Here is a 19,898-nt window from a genome sequence, read left to right as displayed (position 1 = left end):
ACCGCCTGGGGGAGTCGTATCCACGCCTCACTCATCCACAGGCGCGGGGCCCCGATCCGACGCCGGGGCTGTTCCACTCTACCCGGCGTGTCTCGCGGGCCCCCGACGCCTAGGCTGTGGTCTGTGTTCGAGTGGTTCCGTCGTCGTCAGCGCCCGGTGGGCCGCACGCTGCAGTTGCGTTCGCGCGGAGACCTCGGCGAGGCCATGCGGGTCGACTTCGCGGAGCTCGCTCCCGAGGTCGAGACCTTCCTGGGTCAGGCCGCCTATCTGCAGCTCGGTTTCTTCGAGACGCTGAGCGAGCTCATCGCCCTGACTCCCGAGCTGGCCGAGAAGGAGTCGCTGTCTCGCGCAGCGGGCGCGGCCCTCATCAAGCACCAGGAGCTCGTCGCCCTGATCCGCGAACGCGGGGCCGATCCGACGCAGCTCATGCTGCCGTTCCGCGAGTCGCTCGATGCCTTCCGCCGCAACACGCACGGCGTCCGCCCGCAGGAGACGATGCTCACGGTCCACATCACCGCCGGTCTTCTCGACGATTTCTACCTGGCACTGTCGTCGAGTTACGGCGACACCGGCCGCCGGGTCGCGCGCATCCTGCAGGCCGACGACGACCGTCAGGCGATCGTCGACATCTTGGGCGCGACGATCGAAAGCGACGAGGAGTGGCGCTGGCTGCTCGCGCTGTGGGGCCGCCGACTGGTCGGTGACACCCTGCTGGTCGCGCGCGCCGCGCTCCGCCACGGTCACCTCGATCGCGACGAAGAGGCCAAGGTCGAGCCCGTGTTCAGCGAACTGATGGGTGCGCACGCACGCCGGATGGATGCCATGGGGCTCGCCGCCTAACGACGGTCACCGCCGGGGGCATGCACCTTGTCGCGGGGATGCCGCGGGCTTCGTCGGCGCCGGGGAGCCGGCATCAGGTGCTGCCGTCAGACGCCCAGGCGCGCGCGATCGGCTTCGTCGCGGGCGACGCGCGACCGCGTGAGCAGCGACACGAGCGCGAACGTCGTGACGGCCGGGGCCAGGACGGCGACGATCCAGAGGATCGGCGAGTCGACGCCGAGGCCCATCCACGTCAGCGCCGTCCACACGATCGCCGCCGCGGCGGCCCCCGCCAGAGGGGCGAGGACGACGCCGCGGAGGTGACGGTGCGGAAGCGCGAAGTGCACGGCGAGGCCGATGACCGCGCCGATGATCAGTCCGAGCAGGATCTGCACGGCTCGAGTGTCAGGCGACGAAGCCGACGCGACGCGACTCTTCGGTGCCCAGTTCGACGAACGCGAGGTTGGCGGTCGGAACGAGGTAGGAGTTGCCCTTCACGTCGGTGAAGGTGACGTGGCTGGCGGAGTTGTCGAGGGCGGCGGCGACGGCCGACTTGACGGCGTCCGAGCTCTCGTTCGTCTCGAAGTTCAGCTCGCGGCCGGTGTTGGTGATTCCGATGCGGATCTCCACGATGCGTCCTTTCCCCGCGGGCCGCGGTCGGCCCGGCGCGTGATTCGACTCTAGGGCAGGCTCCCGACACCGCAGCCCGCGGGAGGGGCCGCTTCGCGGACGGCGAACGCGCGTCGCTGTACCGGGAGATCTCGCCGGGTCGCAGCGTCCCTCGGGGGCGGGGCGGGGCGCGCGCCCGGGGGTGTCTGCGGGGTGCGAACCGGTGCGGTCGCGGCGTCGCACACGGCGATGTCGGAGGTCGCGATTAGCGTGGAGACATGCAGATCCCGGATGCCGTCGCCCTCGACGCATCTCCCGCCCGGGGAGGTGCTCTCGACGCCGAGCAGCGCGTCGTCGTCGACTGGCCCGCTGCCGCGAGCGGCGTCGTCGTGGGGGCCCCGGGCTCGGGCAAGACGACCACCCTTCTGGCGCGCGTGCGCGAGCTCGTGGCATCCGGGGTCGATCCCGACGAGATCCTCGTGCTCACGCCGACGCGGCCCGCGGCGACGGCGCTGCGCGACCCCCTCGCCCTCGCGGTGGGGCGAGCCACGTCCGGCGCTCTGGCGCGGTCGGTGGCGTCGTTCGCCTTCCAACTCGTGCGGGCCGCCGAAGTGCGTCGTGGCCTCGAACCGCCGCAGCTGCTCACGGGCGGCGACGAAGACCAGATCATCCGCGACCTGCTCGAGGGCGACGCGCTCGACGAGCTCGAGGGGCTGTCGCGCTGGCCCGCGTGGCTCGGGCCGGCGATCCGCGCCACGCGCGGTTTCCGTGGCGATCTGCGCGCGTTCCTCGCGGAATGCACCGACCTGGGCGTCGTCTCCGACGATCTCGTCCATCTCGCCGAGCGGTTCGACCTGCCGGTGTGGGCTTCACTGGCGTCGTTCGCCGACGAGTACCGGGCGGTGCGCTCCGAGATGCGCGGCGCGCACCGCGACGCGGCCGATCTCGCGCGCGAGGCCGTCGCCGTCCTTGACGAGGCGCGTGTCGAGCGCGGGCTGCTCGGACGCTTCTCCGCGTTGCGCTGCATCCTCGTCGACGATGCGCAAGAGCTGACAGCCGGCGGCATCGACCTGCTGCGCGCGTGCCGCGGCCTGGGGATCGGCGTGGTCGCGTTCGGCGATCCCGACGTCGGGTCGGGAGCGTTCCGCGGCGCGACCCCCGAGAACTTCGCGCGTCTCGCCCGCGAATTGGGCACGACCGCCGCTCTCGGCGAGCCGCATCGGGGAACGCCCGAACAGATCGACCTCGTTCGTCGCGTCGTGACGCGGATCGGTGCGGCCGGGGTCGTCGCTCACCGACGCGCCCCCTCGGGCGCGGTGCCGCAGGGGTCGGTGCGCACGTACCTCCTCCGGTCCCCGGCCGAAGAGGCCGATGCCATCGCCCGTCTGCTGCGGGAACGGCACGTCCTCGACGGCGTGCCCTGGGGCTCGTGCGCCGTGATCGCGCACGATTCACGGCAGGTCGCGACCCTCGAGGCCGAGTTGGCCGCGCGAGAGGTGCCCGCCCGGGCGAGCGGGCCCGGGCTCGCCCTCGGTGTCCAGCGACCGGTCCGCGACCTCGTGGGTCTTGTCGAGCTCGGCATGAAAGACCCCGACGACTGGGCTCCCGACGAGGTGGTCGACGCTCTGCTCGGGACGTTCGGGGGTCTCGATCCCATCGAGCTCCGTCGGCTGCGCACGGCGCTTCGCCACGACGAACTCGGCGCCGGGGGAGCACGCACGGCGACCGAGCTGCTCGTCTCCGGCGTGCGCTTCCCTCTCGAACTCGAGACCGTCGACACGCGCGAGGCACGTCGCGCCGCACGGCTGGGCGAGACCCTGGCCGCCCTCCGGGCGCAGGCCCTCTCCCGCGCGACACCCCACGAACTGCTGTGGACCGCGTGGGAGCGCAGCGGACTCTCCCGGTCGTGGCGCGAGGCCGTCCGCGGGCACGGGCCGATCGCCGAACAGGCCGACCGCGACCTCGACGCCGTCGTCGCGCTCTTCCAGGCGGCGAAGCGCTACACCGAACGCGAACCCGACGGCGAGGCCTCGGTCTTCCTGCGGGCCGTCCTCGACAGCGACGTCGCCGAAGACCGCATCGAGCAGCCCGCCATCGTCGACACGGTCCGCGTGCTCACCCCCGCGGCTGCGGCCGGCACCGCGTTCGACACCGTCATCATCGCGGGGGTGCAAGACGGGGTGTGGCCCAACACCCGCCTGCGCGGCGGCCTGCTCGAGACCTGGCGACTGGCCGATGCGGTGCAGAACCCCGACCTCCCCGCCGCGGGCATGCTCGACCGTCGTCGCGCGGCCATGCACGACGAGCTCAGGCTGTTCGTCCGCGCCCTGAGCCGGGCCGGTTCGCTTCTCGTCGTCACCGCCGTCGACGACGACGACACCGGGCCCAGCGTGCTGTTCGAGATGCTCCCGGCGCCCGAGCCGGCGGCATCCATTCCCGAACATCCGCTGTCGTTGCGGGGCCTCGTCGCTCGGCACCGGCGTTCGCTGACCGCGCCGCGGGTTCCCGCGACCGAGCGCGCCCACGCGGCGGGCCAGCTCGCGCTCCTCGCAACAGCCGGGGTCGCCGGTGCGGCGCCTGAGCAGTGGTACGGCGTGGCCGCACCCACCTCGTCGGCACCCCTGCGCGACCTGAGGCGCGAAGACGTCCGCGTCTCGCCGTCGCGCCTGCACGCTCTCGAAGAATGCGAGCTCGACTGGGTCATCGCCGACCTCGGCGGTGACCGGGGCGGGACGACGGCCGGCATCGGCACGATCATCCACGCGGCGCTCGAGACGGCGGCGTCGTCGTCCGAAGACGACCTCTGGGCCGTGGTCGACGAGCGCTGGGGCGAGCTGGCCTTCGACGCCGTGTGGCGCGAGCGGGCCGAACGCACCCGTGCGCGCGAACTGATTCGTCGTCTGGCCGCGTACCTGCGTCGGTTCGATGACGCGGGCGGGCGCTTGATCGGCGCCGAGCGGCACTTCGAGGTGCCGATCCCCATCGCGGATGCCGGCGAGCACGGCGCCGTGCTGAGCGGCGACATCGATCGGGTCGAGGTGACACCCGCAGGAGAGGTCGTGATCGTCGACCTCAAGACCGGCAAGAGCGAGCCCCAGACCGACGCCAAGGTCGCCGACAACCCTCAGCTCGCGGCGTACCAGCTGGCGTTCTCGTCGGGTGCGATCGAGCAGGTCGTGGGGCTGCCCTCGGGTGGGGCGAAGCTGCTCGTACTGCGTCCGACCGCGGCCAAAAAGGACTACGCCGAACCGACGCAGAAGCCGTTCGACGACGCGCAGCGCGCGCAGTTCGTCGAGCGGGTGCAGCGCGCGGTCGAGGTGATGCGCGGCACGAGCTTCGCCGCCCCGTACGAAGTCCACTGCCGAGACGAATTCTCGTACGGCCTGTGCCGCATCCACACGGTCTCGGCGGTGAGTGCGTCATGACCGCTGTTCTCCCGGTCCTCGGGGGCACCCGCCGACGCTCGAGGAGGACGTCGTGAGCGCTGTGCTCTCTGCCGCGACGATCGCCGCGGCCCTCGGGCAGTTCCCGCCGACCGTCGAGCAGACCGCCGTCATCGAAGCCCCCCTCGCCCCCGCCCTCGTCGTTGCGGGCGCCGGCAGCGGCAAGACCGAGACCATGGCCGGACGCGTCGTCTGGCTCGTGGCGAACGGACTGGTCCGGCGCGACGAGGTGCTCGGGCTGACGTTCACGCGAAAGGCGGCCGGAGAGCTGGCCGAGCGTATCCAGCGCCGTCTGCAGCGTCTGTCGGAGTTCGAGACACGAGGGCTGCTGCCCGCGCTGCCCGCTCTTCACGAGGCCGGCCGGCTGTCGGTGTTCGCCGACGTCGCTCGACTCGAGGGGGCGAAAGCCGACGCGGCTCGGCGGGAGGTCCTCGATGCTCTCGCCGCCGAGGTCGGGGCGGCCGACGCCGGTCTCGACGAGGGTGACCAACTCCTGCACCGGCCCACCGTGTCGACCTACAACAGCTTCGCCGACTCGATCGTGCGCGAGCACGGGCTGCGGATTGGTCGTGATTCCGAGGCGGCCGTGATGTCGGAATCGGCGGCATGGTTGCTCATGCGGAGGGTCGTCTTCGCCTCCGACGACCCCCGCCTCGAGGAGCGTCAAGAATCCCCGCGCACGCTGATCGACGCGGCACTGCGCATCGCCCGCGACGGCGTCGACAACCTCGTCGACCTCGAGAAGCTCGCCGCCTTCCCCGACGATTTCGGTCGCATCGTCGAGCGCCCGTCGACCTCGGCCCGCGTCGGCGTCTACAAAGACGTGGCCGACGCCGCGACCCGGGTGTCGGCGTTGTCGTTGCTCGCGCGGCTCGCCGCCGATTACGACCGCGAGAAAGCGCGGCTGGGTGTCATGGACTTCGCCGACCAGGTGGCCGGTGCCCTGCGCATCGCCCAGGAGCACCCCGCGGTCGTCGAAGAACTGCGCGCGCGCTATCGCGTCGTGCTGCTCGACGAGTACCAGGACACCTCGGTCGTTCAGACCGACCTGCTGGCGACCCTGTTCGGCGGGACCGGCGTCATGGCCGTCGGCGACCCGCACCAGGCCATCTACGCCTGGCGCGGCGCCAGTGCCGGAAACCTCGGCGGCTTCCCCGACGCCTTCGCCCCCGCGGGCGGATGTCAGCGCTTCGCCCTCTTAACGAGCTGGCGCAACAGCGTGCGCGTGCTCGACGCCGCCAACGCCGTGCTGGCGCCGCTCGCCTCGCGGGCGGCCGTCGCGGTCGAAGAGCTCCGCTCGCGGCCGGGGGCTCCCGACGGGGTGGTCGAGATCGCGTTCGAGAACGACCTCGACGCCGAGGCCGACCGCGTCGCGTCGTGGTTCGTCGGCGTCCGCGCGGCTCGTGCCGCAGAGGGACGCGGTACCACGGGAGCGGTGCTGTTCCGCAGCAAGAAGCACATGGTGCGCTTCGGCGATGCGCTCGGGCGGCGTGGCATCCCTCATCGCATTCTCGGGCTGGGCGGACTGCTGACCACTCCCGAGGTCGTCGACGTCGTGTCGGTCCTGCGGGTCATCAGCGACCCCGAGGCGGGGTCCGCGCTGATCCGCCTGTTGTCCGGCCCGCGCTGGGCCGTCGGTCTCGCGGATCTCCGCGCTCTCGCGCAGCTCGCCCGCCGCCTGGCCACCCACGACGTCGCCCTGCAGCCGCTCGCGCCCGAGACCGTGGACCGTCTGCGCTCGACTCCCGGAGCCGATCGGGCGTCGCTCGTCGACGCCCTCGACTTCGTCACGCGCCAGACCGACGGTCACGGCTGGCTCACCGACATCACCCCAGAGGGACGCGCGCGCCTCCGCGAGGCGGGAGCGGTGTTCGCCGCGCTGAGGCGCAGCGTCGGTGCTCCCATCCCCGAACTCATCCGGCTGATCGAGGCCGAGCTCCGTCTCGACATCGAGCTCGCGGCCAACGAAGCCCGCGGCCCGGCGCGCATCGCCTCGGCGCAGCTGCGCGCTTTCGTCGACGAGATCCGCGGGTTCCTCGCCGCGGACGAGTCCGGATCGGTGCCGAGCCTGCTCGCCTGGCTCGACCACGCCGAACAGGCCGACGAATTCGCGCCCCGCACCGAGCCGCCCGAAGACGACGTGGTGCAGCTCCTCACGATCCACGGCTCGAAGGGCCTCGAATGGGATGCCGTGGCAGTCGTGCGTCTCGTGACCGACGAGCTGCCCTCGCTGCCCCGTGACACGAAGGGGTGGCTGGGATTCGGCATCCTGCCCTCGGAGTTCCGGGGCGACTCCGCGTGGCTCCCGGTGTTCGGGTGGCGCGGGGCCGAGACGCAGCAGGACCTCAAAGCGGCGATCGACGCGTTCGTCGCCGACAACCGGGCGCGTCAGCTCGATGAGGACCGGCGTCTCGCCTACGTGGCATTCACACGCGCCAGGGATCACCTCATGCTGTCGGGGTCGAGCTGGTCGGGCACGAAACGCCCGCGGAGACCCAGCATCTTCCTCGACGAGGCGGCCGAGGCGCTCGGCGTCGAGCTGACCGTCGATGAGGCGGGGGAGGACCCCTACGACGGCGAGCGGCGCCTGCTGCAGTGGCCGCTCGACCCGCTCGGCGCGCGGCGCACAGCGATCTCGGGCGCGGTGAGCGCCGTCACCGCGGCGCGCGCGGCGCCTCCGGCCCACCCCGACGACGACCTCGAACTGCTGCTCGCCGAACGCGCCGACCGCCTCCGGCCCGTGCACACGCCGGCTCCGACGCGTATCCCGGCGTCGCGGTTCAAGGATTTCGTCGCCGACTACGGGCGGGCGGTCGACGACCTGAGGCGCCCCATGCCGGAGCGCCCGTACCGGCAGACGCGTCTGGGGACCCTCTTCCACGCCTGGGTCGAGCAGCGCTCTGGGTTGGTCGGCGCGGGGATCGGGCTCGACGACGACGGCCTGTGGGACGACGACGAGCACGGAGCGTCTGCGGCGGATGCGGTGGAACTCGAGCGACTGCGCGCCTGCTTCGAGCGCTCGGAATGGGCGGGGTTGCGGCCCCTCGAGGTCGAAACCGAGATCGACTTCGTCACGACCCGCCTCGACGGTCGCGAGCACGTCGTCATCTGCAAGCTGGATGCCGTGTACCGCCGCGGCGAGAGGTACGAGATCGTCGACTGGAAGACGGGTCGCCCGCCCACCAGCGAGCCCGAGCGTCGCTCGCGCATGCTGCAGCTCGAGCTCTATCGCGAGGCGTACCACGCGAAACACGGCATCGACCTCGACCTGATCGATGTGGCCCTGTTCTACGTCGGTGACGAGCTGGTGCTGCGGGGCTGACCCGGGCGCGGTCGCTTGCGCAGCGCGGTGACCACCTGATGACGGGTACGGGGTGATGTCGAGGTCGCGGAAGTACGCGCCTCAGGCCGGTCGCAGGGCGGTCTCCTTGACCTGAAACGCGCCATTTGCGGCGCGATTTGCGGTGGGCGCGCCCCTTGGATTTCCGTGGCGAGGTTCGCTGTCCTGGGGCGGTCATCACGGATTTGGGGCGCGATTTTCTGTTTGGGGCGTGAAATTGACGCCCCAAACGCCCAAAACCCGCCCCAAACCGCTGGCAACGCCGGGCCCAGTCCCCAAACCGCAGGCAACACCGGGCCTCGCCCCGAGCGGCGGAGCCCCGAGCGCAGTCGGTGTCAGCTGGATTTCTGCGGCGTGGTTCGCTGTGCCGGGGCGGTCATCGTAGGTTTTGGGGCGCGATTTTCCGTTTGGGGCGCGAAATTCACGCCCCAAACGTTCAAACTCGCCCCAAACCGCAGGCAACGCCGGGCCGCGCCCCAATCGGCGCGGCCGCGAGCGCGGTCGGTGTCACCCCCCGACGCAGGAGATCACCCCCGCGAACCGGAGAAACCCGTCAGGCCCCGTCGCCGGAGACGCCCCAGCGGCGAAGTGCGGCGCGGCTCGCGCGAGCGGCGTCCTCTTCGTCGTCGATGGGCGCGGCGTCACCCTCGGCGGGGTGCTGATCCTCGGATGCGTCGCCGCCGAACGTGTTCTCGTCGCGGACGGCGGGCCCGGCCGGGTCGGCGGACACCGCGGCGCGCGACCAGAGCGAGGTCGCGTCGGTGTCTCCGCTGAGTGCGGGCCCCTGAGTGCGGTCGTCCTTCGGCTCCCGGGCGTCACCCTCGGACCACCCGTCGAGGTCGAGCGGTTCGGTGGCGCCGGGCTCGACGCTGTCGGGGACGGGCAGCCGGTCGACGTGGATCGCTCCGCTGTCGGCATCCGATTCCTTCGCGTTCGCGAGGGCTTCGGCGAGGGCCTCGGCAGCCGTGGCGCGGTCGCGCTCGGCGGAAAGGTACAGCGAGAGGGCTTCGGGGTCGTAGGCGTCGGTCTGCATCGAGGTGTCGACCGCGGCCGGGGCGGAGACCGGGGGGACGCTCTCGACGAGGGCCATCGCGTCGTCGATGTCGCTGCGCGAGTCGGGCACGATGTGGTCGCCGCGCACGCCGTCGGCCAGGGCGTCGAGCAGGGCGACGGCGTCGGCGACGACGTCGGTCTCGCCGGCGTCGTGGCCGTGCACGAGCCACCGGGCGAACTCGAGCTCGGCGTACAGCCGGGCGCGCTCGCGCAGCAGGGGATCGGGGGAGCGGTCGCCCGCGGCGGCGTATCCGGCGTGCACGTCGTCGGCGGCCAGGGGAGCGGATGCCAACCAGCGCAGGTCCACGGCCGGGTCGCCGACACTGAGCCCGGCCCAGTCGAGGATGCCGACCACGTGGGGGATCTCGTCCCCGTCGTCGGCGAGGAGGATGGAGGAGCTGGTCGCTCCGCCCAGGACGACCGCCGATTCGAAGCGCCACAGGTCGTCGACGTCGAGCGCGCGGCGCCAGCGCAGCATGAGGTCGTCGCTGACGCGTCCGGTCGCATCGGCGCGGTCGAGGAGTCGCTTGACGTCGTCGCGCACCTGCTCGGGGGAGCGCACGGGGAGTCCGTCGGTACGGACGATCGACACGGGGAGTGCGTGCACGGCGGCCAGGGCTCCGCCGATGGCGGGTGCGTAGCCGGGGCCCTTGGGCAGGTGCGCGGGGTCGATGCGGTAGCCGTCGATGCGGTCGACGATGAGCACGCGCTGCGTTCCGGAGCCGCTTTCTCCGATCACTTCGGGCACGGCGAAGGGGAGGAGGGCGCGGACGCCCGCCGTGAGCGCGTGCAGGGCGCGCGATTCGGCGGCGAGGTCGGGGGCCGCCTCTTCGCCAGCCGGCATGCGGATGACGACCTCGCGCCCGTCGGCGGTGCGCGCGAGAGCGGCATCGAAGCGACCTGCGGCGTTCTCGGTCAGGGTGCTGACGTTCGAGAAGGCTGCACCGGGCAGGGCCGTTGTCGCCGACGCGGCTAAAATGAGGGGCGAGCGTGCCATGCCCCCAGGGTAGGTCGGGCCTTCCTTCACCGGCCCGCGCCACGCCCTTGACCGAGGAGGTCGGTCGTCCGACCGCCGCTTGCCGCCCGCCGTCAGAGAGGTGTTCGATGCCGCGTCCCGCGTCCTCGTCGTCCGAGGTCCGTCCCCCGTTGACCGTGGATCGCGCGGGTGGTGAGCGTGACGACGAAACCTTGCTGGGCCGCCTCCGCGCGGAGCCGGGCACGCGTGTGCTCGCGATCCGTCGAGACGCCGCGCCCCTCCGCGACGGCCGCCTCGCACTCGTGTCGACCACGGAGGTGGACGACGACGTCGTGACCGAGTGGGCATTCCTCGGACGCACTCCCGACCGCACCGCGGTCGTTCTGGCGGCGTTGAGCGATGGCGCGCCCGACGAGATCGTTCCGGATGCCGAGTGGTCCCCGCTCCGCGCCGCCGGTGGCGACCTGCCCGCCGGCGAAGCCGAACTGCTGACCACCGCCGTCGCTCTGGCGGGGTGGCTGCGCGATGCCGCCTTCTGCCCGGCGTGCGGCTCGGCGACCGAACTGCGCCACGCCGGCTGGTCGCGCCACTGTCCCGTGTGCGGGCGCGAGCATTTTCCGCGCACCGACCCCGCAGTCATCGTGCTCGTGACCTCCGCCACCAGTGACGACCGCATCCTGCTCGGTGCCAATGCCGCCTGGGGCGGGGACCGGTATTCGTGTTTCGCCGGCTTCGCCGAGGCGGGGGAGTCGCTCGAAGATGCCGTGTCCCGCGAGGTGGGCGAGGAGGCCGGGGTGCGCTTGCGCGACATCGCATACCGCGGTTCGCAGGCGTGGCCGTATCCGCGGTCGCTGATGCTCGGCTTCCGCGCGGTGGTCGTGGACGACGCCGAGGCGCAGGCCGACGGCGACGAGATCGTCGAGGTGCGCTGGTTCGACCGTGACGAGATCGGGGCGGCGCTGCGGGGCGAGGGCTCGGCGATGCTTCCGGGACGGGCGTCCATCGCCCGGCGGCTCATCGACGACTGGTATCGAGGCGTCGCGTGACCTCGCCGCTCGAGGGGCTCGACGAGTACCAGCTCGAGGCCGCCCGCGCGCTGCGCGGTCCGGTGTGCGTGCTCGCGGGGGCGGGTACCGGTAAGACGCGCGTGATCACGCGTCGCATCGCCCACGGCGTCGACACCGGCGCGTACTCGCCGCAGCGCGTGATGGCGGTGACCTTCACGGCCAAGGCCGCGGGAGAGATGCGCGGGCGTCTGCGCACTCTCGGCGTCTCGGGGGTGTCGGCCCGCACGTTCCACGCGGCGGCCCTGGCGCAGGTCAACTTCTTCTGGCCGACGCTCGCCGGCGACCAGGCTCCGTCGATCATCGACAACAAGGTCCGCATGCTCGCGCACGCGGCCGACGGTGTGGGACTCGCTCCCGACACGGCGACCCTTCGCGATGTGGCCTCGGCGATCGAGTGGCGCAAGGTGACCCTGCGGTCGATCGAGCAGTACGCGGCGGACCGCCCCGACGGCGTCGGCCGCCTCGGTGTGGATCAGGTCGTCGCGTTGCAGCGGGCGTACGAGAAGCTCAAGGACGAGCGTCGTCAGATGGACTTCGAGGACGTCCTGCTGACGTGCGCCGGCATGATCGAGGCCGAACCGCGCGTCGCCGCGGCGGTGCGCGAGCAGTACCGGCACTTCACGGTGGATGAGTACCAGGACGTCTCCCCGCTGCAGAACCGGCTGCTCGAGCTGTGGCTCGGGGATCGTCGCGACCTGTGCGTGGTGGGCGACGCGAGTCAGACGGTCTACTCCTTCACCGGCGCCGATGCGCGGTACCTGCTCGATTTCGAGCGCACCCACGACGACGCGCGCGTCGTGCGTCTCGAGCGCAACTACCGCTCCACCGCTCCCGTGCTTGCCGTCGCGAACGACCTCATGCGGGGCCGGGCCGGCGCCCTCGAGCTGAAGGCCGCGAGCGACGACGAGACGCCTACCCCGACGGTCCGCGCCTTCGACGACGACGAAGACGAGGCCGCCGCCGTGGCTCGCTCGATCCGCGATTCGCTCTCGCGCGGCGTCGATCCGCACGACATCGCCGTGCTGTACCGCTCGCACGCCCAGTCGGCGGCGCTGCTCTCTGCTCTGGCGAAGGTGGGTGTCGCAGCGTCCGTGCTGGGCGGGCGCAAGTTCTTCGACCTGCCCGAGGTGCGTCAGGCGCTCATGGCTCTGCGGGCGGCGTCCGTGGCGCCGCTCGAGACGGGCTTCCTTCCGACGGTGCGCGATGTGCTGCGCAGCGTCGGGCTCACCGACGACCCGCCCGAGGCGGGCGGTGCTCTGCGCGAGGCGTGGGAGGCGCGGGCGGCTCTGCTGCGGCTGGCCGAGGAGGCCCCCGCGGGTACGGATCTGCGAGCTTTCACCGACGACCTGCAGGCGCGCGCCCGCGATCAGCACGAGCCGACCACCCGCACGGTGACGCTGGCGACGCTGCACGCGGCGAAGGGTCTGGAGTGGGATCACGTGTACCTCGTGGGAGTCAGCGAAGGGCTCCTGCCGATCTCGTACGCGAAGACGTTCGAGGCGGTCGACGAGGAGCGACGCCTCGCGTACGTGGGCGTCACGCGGGCCGCGCGAACGCTGTCGGTGAGCTGGGCGCGGGGCCGAGGTCGGGGTGAGCGGTCTCCGTCGCGATTCCTTCGGGAGATCGGCAGTGGCAGTCTGCGCTCGGCTGATGCAGCGTCCAGGCCCGCCGGAACGAGTCGCCGCGCAGGTGCAACGACCTCGTCGTCCGCCCGATCGGAGCGGTGAGCAAGAACCGCGCCGCCCGACCGGCCTCGGCGGCGAGGGCCACGTCGACCTCGGGTCGGGGTCTGCCGATCAGTTGGGCGGCCACCGTGGCCCAGCCCGGGTCGTGGCGGCGCTGATCGGCGTCGAGGCAGGCCAGGCACGCGGTCCGTCCCGGCGCCACGACGGGGCCGATGCGGGCGCCTGACCCGTCGAGGACGAGGGGCACGTGGGTCACGTCGTCGCGGACGAGCGGCCCCGCCCGTCGCGGGTCGACCCGGTGAGCGGCCAGCAGAACGACCCGCGTTCCGGGGGCGACGTCTTCGGTCGCCGGTCCTGCCCAGGGAACGACCCGCGAGCGGGCGGGCAATGCCGCCAGCACGGCGCGAGTCGCCCGCGCCGGCAGGTCGTCGTCGATGTGAAGGGCGAGGGGTGGATGCCGCGTCCTCCGCGCCAACGCCGGCGCGACCGCCGCGAGGAAGGCGTCGGCCTCGCCGTCCCCGGCTCCGTGCACGCGGGCGAGCCCCCGCACAGCGGCCGGGTTCGTCCCCTCGGCCAGGGCCGCGACGACGACGTCGACCCACGAGCCGGTGAACGGCGAGACGGCCACCGCGGGGGCGCCGAACTGGATGCTCCCGTCGGCGCGCCAGAGCGGGGGAGCGGCGGAATCGAGTCTGATCATCGCCCGATCATCGCGTCGCTCGAGATCTCGGATGCCGTTGTCCCCAGGGCGAAAACGGCGAAACGCCCGTGGGGAGGAACGTCGTCCTCCCCACGGGCGTCAGCTCGAAGCCGGCTCGGCGCTCACAACAGCGCCCGGGTCCGCGTCACACCGGGTCCGCCGCGCGCAACGGCCATCGGCGCCCCGGGCCCGCGTCACACCGGGCGCTGGTCTCCCGGAGCCGCTCCATCGTCATCGCCGCCGTCGCGTCCGGCGTCACCCGCCGCGTCGCCCGCGCTCCCGGCATCCGGTCTCCCGGCATCCGGGGCTGCAGCGCCGGGCGTCCCGGCATCCGGGCTCTCGCTCTCGCCGTCGCGTCGACCGCCGTCGGCTTCCTCGGCGAGCAGCTGCGCCAATGCGTCGTCCATCGCGTCGGAGGGGGCCGCTTCGCCGCGCGAGGCGGCCGTCAGGCGCGCGATGAGCGCCGCGGGGTCGTCGATGTCCTCCGACGACGGCATGAGGTCGGGGTAGTCCCACAGCCCGTCGCGACCGTCGACGCCGACCGCGTCGGTGACGGCGCGCCACATGGCCGCGGCCTCGCGCATGCGGCGCGGGCGCAGTTCGAGGCCGACGAGGGCGCCGAGCGCCTGCTCGGCGGGACCGCCCACCGCGCGGCGGCGGCGCACGGCCTCGGCGATGCGTCCGGCCGAGGGCAGCCGCGAGGTGGCGTCCTCGGTGACGACGTCGACCCAGCCCTCGATCGTGGCGAGCAGGTTCTCGAGGCGCGTGAGGGCCGCGGTCTGCTCTTCGGAGCGCTCGGGCAGTAGGGCACCGCTCTCGAGGGCGCCGCGCAGTTCTTCGGGCTGCGTCGGGTCGAAGCGCGAGGCGAGGTCTTCGAGGGCGGCGGTGTCGACGTGGATGCCGCGGGCGAAGTCGCGCACCTGCGAGATGACGTGCAGGCGCAGCCACCGGGCGTGACGGAACAGGCGCGCGTGAGCGAGTTCGCGGGTCGCGAGGTAGAGGGCCAGCTGATCCTCGGGGATCTCGAGGTCGCGACCGAAGTCGGCGAAGTTCTGCGGCAGGATCGCGGCCTCACCGTCGGGCATGACGGGGATGCCGACGTCTCCGCCACCGACGACCTCGGTCGACAGTCGGCCGACGACCTGGCCGAGCTGGGTGGCGAAGAGCGACCCGCCGACGGTGCGCATGAGGCGACCGGCTCCGGCGATCATCTCCTGCATGTCGTCGGGGGCCTGCTGTCCGAGGGCTGCGGTGAGGGCGTCGGCGATGCTGGTCGCGACGGGCTCGGCGAGCTCCTGCCAGACGGGCAGGGTCGCGCTCACCCAGGCGCCGCGAGTGACGGCGCGCGGGGGACGGGGGAGGTCGCTGATCGAGGTGGCCTCTCCCAGCCACAGTGCCGCGAGGGTGAACGCCTGGTCGATGTCGGTGCGCTGACCGCTGGTCACGCCCAGGCCGTCCTGGTTGGCGATGTGCAGGGCCTGGCGCTCGGCCAGGCTCCAGTCGACGCCCTCGTTGGTGCCGGCGAAGGCGCCCTGCAACTGCGCCATGACCGCCTGCAGCATCGCGGGATCGATCTGCATGCCCGACAGCCGCGAGAGCTGTTCGGGGTCGATTCCGCTGACATCGCCTGACATGAGACGGCGCATGAGTTCTTGGAACTCGTCCTCGGGGCTCCGGTCGCCGCCGGGGTTGTCGTCTGCCACTTCAGCCGCCTTTCAGCCAGGTCTGGGGGAACGAGTCCTACGCTAGTCGCACGCTTCCCCGCATCTGTCGGCCCGGCCTGTCGCCGCTTACGCCGCGCGCGAACGACCCGGCAAAGGATTGAGACCGTGACCCTGTTCGATGAGAACGTCTCCGTCGTGCCCGCCCCTCGACAGCGGTGGAGGCGCGGCACCGTCGTCGGCGTCTGGTCGCTCACGATCGCCGTGATCGTGCTGTTCGTGATGACGTTCCTGCCCTCGGCGTACGTCATCCAACAGCCCGGCCCGGTCTACAACACGCTCGGGACCACCGCGTCGGCCGACGGCCAGCAGGTGCCCCTGATCACCGTGCCCGACGAGAAGGACTCCACCAGTACCGGTCAGCTCGACCTGCTGACCGTCCAGGTGAGCGGCAACCGCGAGCACACTCCGTCGTGGATCGAGTTGGCCTCGGCCTGGTTCGACAGCTCGCGCGCCGTCGTCCCGATCGACCGCATCTTCCCCGCGGGGCAGAGCACCGAGCAGCGCAACACCGAGAACGCCGCCCTCATGACCGACTCGCAGCTCGAGGCGAGCGCCGCGGCCCTCCGGCAGCTCGGGTACGACGTCCCGCAGGAGATCGCCGTCGGCACGATCGACGACTCCGGGGCCGCGAAGGGCCTGCTGCAGCAGAACGACGTCATCACCTCCGTCGACGGGGCGGCGGTTTCGAACATCGACGACGTTCGCGCCGCCGTGCAGAAGGCCGCCGGAGCCCCGGTCACCGTCGGGTACGAGCGCGATGGCACGGCATCCACCGTCCAGGTCACGCCCCGGCAGACCGAGGTGAACGGTCAGACGCAGTACCTGTTGGGCGTCGGACTGATGATGACGTTCGACCTCCCCGTCGACGTGAAGATCCAGCTGAACGACGTGGGCGGCCCGAGCGCCGGCATGATGTTCGCGCTCGGCATCATCGACAAGATGTCGCCCGGCGATCTGACCGGTGGCCAGCACATCGCCGGCACCGGCACGATCGACGCCGACGGCAATGTGGGCCCGATCGGCGGCATCCGTCAGAAGCTCTACGGAGCTCGGGATGCCGGGGCCACCTGGTTCCTCGCCCCTGAGGCGAACTGCAACGAGGTCGTGGGGCACGTGCCCGACGGCATCCGGGTGTTCTCGACGTCGACGCTGAAGCAGTCGCTCACCGTGCTCGAGACCATCCGCGACGGGGGCGATCTCGACGCCCTGCCGACGTGTACTTCGTGATCGTCCTTTCACGGCGAACCCCAGGCGGGGCGCGCCTAGGATGGACGGGTGACCACGACCTCGGCGCCGAATCAGGCCACGCCTCCTAACCGCTCTCGACGGATCATCTCGATCACTCTGGCGGTGATCGCAGCGCTCGTCGTGGCGTTCTTCGTCTTCGCGAACCTGTACTCCGACTGGCTGTGGTTCTCGCAGCTGGGCTTCACCACCGTGCTGACCACCCAGTGGATCGGCCGGAGCGTGATGTTCGTCGTCGGTTTTGTCGCGATGGCGTTGCCCGTGTGGGGCGTCATCCATCTCGCCTACCGGCTGCGGCCGGTGTACGCGCGTCTGAGCTCGCAGCTCGACCGCTATCAGGAGGTCGTCGAGCCGCTCCGCCGCCTGGCGATGTGGGGCATCCCGATCTTCTTCGGCTTCTTCGCGGGCTTCGCCGCCTCCGCCCAGTGGGAGACCACGTGGCTGTGGTTCAACGGCGTCTCCACCTCCACCACCGACCCCCAGTTCGGTCTCGACACCGGTTTCTACCTGTTCGGGATGCCGTTCTACGCCGCCGCCCTCGGCTTCGCGTCCGCGGTGGTGCTGGTGTGCCTCCTGCTCACGGGCGTGGTCTCGTACCTGTACGGCTCGGTGCGCGTCGGCCAGCGCGAGCTGCGCATCTCGAAGGCCGCGCGCATCCAGCTCGCGATCCTCGCCGGCCTCTACCTGCTGCTGCAGGGTGCGAGCCTCTGGCTCGACCGTTTCCGCACGCTCGTCGAGCCGTCGGAGCGCATCACCGGTCCTGGCTACGTCGGCACGAACGCCGTCATCCCCGGCCAGACGATCCTCGCGATCGCGGCCGTCATCGTGGCCCTCGCGTTCTTCGTCACGGCGTTCCTCGGTCGCTGGCGCTACCCGCTGATCGGTACCGCGCTGCTGGTCGTCTCGGCGATCGTCGTCGGCGCCGCCATCCCGTGGGCGGTGACCACGTTCCAGGTGCGTCCGAACGAGCTCGCTCTCGAGAGCCAGTACTACCAGCGCAACCTCGACGGGACGAAGGCCGCGTACGGTCTCGACAACATCGAGAAAGAGAACTTCCAGGCCACCACGACGGCCCAGGCGGGTCAGCTGCGCAACGACGCCGAGTCCACCGCGCAGCTGCGCATCATGGACCCCGCGATCATCGGCCCGACCGTGCGCCAGCTCGAGCAGTACCGCGCGTACTACCAGTTCAACACTCCGCTCGACGTCGACCGCTACACGATCAACGGCCAGACGCAGGACACCGTGGTGTCGCTGCGCGAGCTGAACATCGGTCAGCTCGGCGACGCGGCCTCGTGGCAGAACACGACCCTCGTCTACACGCACGGCTACGGCATGGTTGCGGCCGCCGGTAACGAGCGCACCGCCGACGGCGACCCGGTCTTCCTCGAGCAGGCCATCCCCGGCACCGGCTTCCTGACCGACCTCAACTACGAGCCGCGGGTCTACTTCGGCGAGCAGTCGCCCCCGTACTCGATCGTCGGCGGCCCCGAGGGCGGCGAGAACATCGAGCTCGACTACCCGCTCGGCGCCGACGGCGGCAACGAGACGCGCACGACCTTCGCCGGTAACGGCGGCCCCAGCGTCGGCAACGTCTTCAACCGCCTCATCTACGCGCTGAAGTTCCAGTCGGAGCAGATCCTGTTCTCGGACTACGTCAACTCCGACTCGCAGATCCTCTACGACCGCAACCCCAAGCAGCGCGTGCAGAAGCTCGCGCCGTACCTGACGCTCGACAGCGACCCGTACCCCACGGTCGTCGACGGGCGCATCAAGTGGGTCATCGACGGCTACACCACGAGCGCGAACTACCCGTACTCCTCGGGCGTCTCGCTCTCGCGGGCGATCGCCGACTCGAACAACCCGGCTCCGACCTACGCGTTGGATGACATCAACTACATCCGCAACTCGGTCAAGGCCACGGTCGACGCCTACGACGGCTCGGTGAGCCTGTACGCGTGGGACGACCAGGACCCGCTGCTCAAGGCGTGGCAGAACATCTACCCCACGACCGTCAAGCCGTGGACCGACATGTCGGCCGACCTCATGAGCCACGTGCGCTACCCGACCGACCTGATGAAGGTCCAGCGCTCGATGCTCGGCGTGTACCACGTCGACGACGCGCGTTCGTTCTTCCAGCAGGACAACCGCTGGACGACCCCGAACGACCCGCAGGACCCGGCGACCTTCCAGCCGCCGTACTACCTGACGATGAAGATGCCGAACCAGGACGACCCGTCGTACTCGATGTTCACGAGCTTCATCCCGGCGTCTCAGGGCGGGCAGGCGAGAAACGTGCTCACGGGCTATCTCGCCGTCGACTCCAATGCGGGTAATCAGCAGGGGACGAAACGCGACGACTACGGCAAGCTCCGAATGCTCGTGATCGATTCGTCGACCACGGTGCCCGGACCCGGCCAGGTGCAGAACACCTTCGACTCCGATACGAACGTCTCGTCGCAGATTAACATTCTGAAACAGGGGCAGTCGCAGGTGCTCAACGGCAACCTGCTGACCCTCCCGGTCGGTGGCGGTCTGTTGTACGTGCAGCCGGTGTTCGTGCAGTCGTCGGGTGATACGAAGCTCCCGCAGCTGAGACGCGTGCTGGTCGCCTTCGGCAACAAGATCGCGTTCGAGAACACGCTCAGCGAGGCGCTCGATACGTTGTTCGGCGGTGATTCCGGCGCGAATACGGGCGACGAGACCGTCACCCCGACCGACCAGAACAGCGGTTCGGGCGGATCGTCGGGCACCCCGGCTCCGACGGGCGACTACGCGGCTGCCCTGCAGGAGGCGCGCGACGCGCTCACGGCACGTCAGGCGGCGCTCACGAGCGGCGACCTCGCGGGCTTCGCGACGCAGGATGCCCGCCTCACCGCGGCCGTCCAGCGCCTGCTCGACCTCGAGTCGCAGGGCCAGGGCGGCACGGCCAGCACCACGCCGACCCCGGCTCCCTCGGCCACGCCCGCGGGCTGATCGATCCTCGACGCCGGCGTCCCGCTTCCCGCGGGGCGCCGGCGTCGTCGTTCCCGCCGCCGCCCACGGCGCGCGCGGCCCGCGCTTACGTGCGCGCCGCGCGCCCCTCACGCGCCGGACTGCCCGACGCACCCCGTCGCGCCCCACGCTCACGCGCCGCAGCGCCCCACGCTCACGCACCGCAGCGCCCCGCCTCGCACGCACCCCCAAGCGCCGAGACTGCATCTCGCTGACAAACCCGCGTCAACCTGACGCCCTCTC

The 19,898-nt window shown here is 71.5% G+C and carries 11 protein-coding genes; 7 read left to right on the top strand and 4 right to left on the bottom strand.

The genetic code is table 11. From position 1 onward, the window contains the following. Positions 1-123: 123 nt before the first annotated feature. Positions 124-840 carry a ferritin-like fold-containing protein gene (locus OVA26_RS11915; protein ID WP_056230487.1) on the top strand — a complete coding sequence of 239 codons (717 nt, stop codon included), beginning with the start codon at positions 124-126 and terminating at the stop codon, positions 838-840. An 86-nt stretch (positions 841-926) separates the two neighbouring features. Here OVA26_RS11915 and OVA26_RS11910 read toward each other — a convergent pair whose 3' ends face one another. Continuing rightward, positions 927-1,214 (bottom strand): hypothetical protein, encoded by a 288-nt coding sequence (locus OVA26_RS11910; protein ID WP_074696973.1) that lies wholly within the window; start codon positions 1,212-1,214, stop codon positions 927-929. A gap of 10 nt (positions 1,215-1,224) precedes the next feature. After that, positions 1,225-1,449, bottom strand: a complete 225-nt coding sequence (locus OVA26_RS11905) for a DUF3107 domain-containing protein (protein ID WP_056230491.1) — start codon at positions 1,447-1,449, stop codon at positions 1,225-1,227. Positions 1,450-1,706: 257 nt separating this feature from the next. Here OVA26_RS11905 and OVA26_RS11900 point away from each other — a divergent pair, with 257 nt between their 5' ends. Together OVA26_RS11900 and OVA26_RS11895 are read left to right on the top strand one after the other, a co-directional pair. After that, a complete protein-coding gene (locus OVA26_RS11900) occupies positions 1,707-4,853 on the top strand; it encodes an ATP-dependent helicase (RefSeq protein ID WP_268104201.1) in 3,147 nt (1,048 codons plus the stop codon). A 52-nt stretch (positions 4,854-4,905) separates the two neighbouring features. Beyond that, positions 4,906-8,193: an ATP-dependent DNA helicase gene (locus OVA26_RS11895; RefSeq protein WP_268104200.1), complete on the top strand. Its 3,288-nt coding sequence runs from the start codon at positions 4,906-4,908 to the stop codon at positions 8,191-8,193. Positions 8,194-8,764: 571 nt separating this feature from the next. Here the strand turns inward: OVA26_RS11895 and OVA26_RS11890 are convergent. Beyond that, positions 8,765-10,261, bottom strand: coding sequence for a phosphotransferase (locus OVA26_RS11890; RefSeq protein ID WP_268104199.1), 1,497 nt, complete (start codon positions 10,259-10,261; stop codon positions 8,765-8,767). Between the two features lie 107 nt (positions 10,262-10,368). On the opposite strand from OVA26_RS11890, the gene nudC reads away from it, so the two are divergent. Together nudC and OVA26_RS11880 are read left to right on the top strand one after the other, a co-directional pair. Beyond that, complete coding sequence (gene nudC, locus OVA26_RS11885; RefSeq protein ID WP_268104198.1) at positions 10,369-11,286, top strand: NAD(+) diphosphatase; 918 nt, start codon at positions 10,369-10,371, stop codon at positions 11,284-11,286. Continuing rightward, on the top strand, positions 11,283-13,034 hold the full coding sequence (locus tag OVA26_RS11880) for an ATP-dependent helicase (RefSeq protein WP_268104197.1): 1,752 nt from the start codon (positions 11,283-11,285) through the stop codon (positions 13,032-13,034). Before nudC ends, OVA26_RS11880 begins: the two co-directional genes overlap by 4 nt. A gap of 852 nt (positions 13,035-13,886) precedes the next feature. On the opposite strand, the gene OVA26_RS11875 is transcribed toward OVA26_RS11880, so the two are convergent. Further along, positions 13,887-15,338: a zinc-dependent metalloprotease gene (locus OVA26_RS11875; protein ID WP_268104923.1), complete on the bottom strand. Its 1,452-nt coding sequence runs from the start codon at positions 15,336-15,338 to the stop codon at positions 13,887-13,889. 183 nt (positions 15,339-15,521) lie between these two features. Here OVA26_RS11875 and OVA26_RS11870 point away from each other — a divergent pair, with 183 nt between their 5' ends. Together OVA26_RS11870 and OVA26_RS11865 are read left to right on the top strand one after the other, a co-directional pair. After that, the gene (locus OVA26_RS11870) at positions 15,522-16,643 is read left to right on the top strand and encodes a YlbL family protein (protein WP_268104196.1); all 1,122 of its coding nucleotides are present in this window, start codon (positions 15,522-15,524) and stop codon (positions 16,641-16,643) included. Positions 16,644-16,691: 48 nt separating this feature from the next. Further along, entirely contained in the window at positions 16,692-19,637 is a 2,946-nt protein-coding gene (locus tag OVA26_RS11865) for a UPF0182 family membrane protein (RefSeq protein ID WP_268104195.1), read from the top strand. The last annotated feature ends 261 nt before the right edge of the window (positions 19,638-19,898 follow it).

The sequence above is a fragment of the Microbacterium sp. SL62 genome (assembly GCF_026672635.1).
GTDB lineage: Bacteria > Actinomycetota > Actinomycetes > Actinomycetales > Microbacteriaceae > Microbacterium > Microbacterium testaceum_A.
Note: the sequence above shows the minus strand (reverse complement) of the source record. Positions and strands in the feature narration are given on the sequence as shown.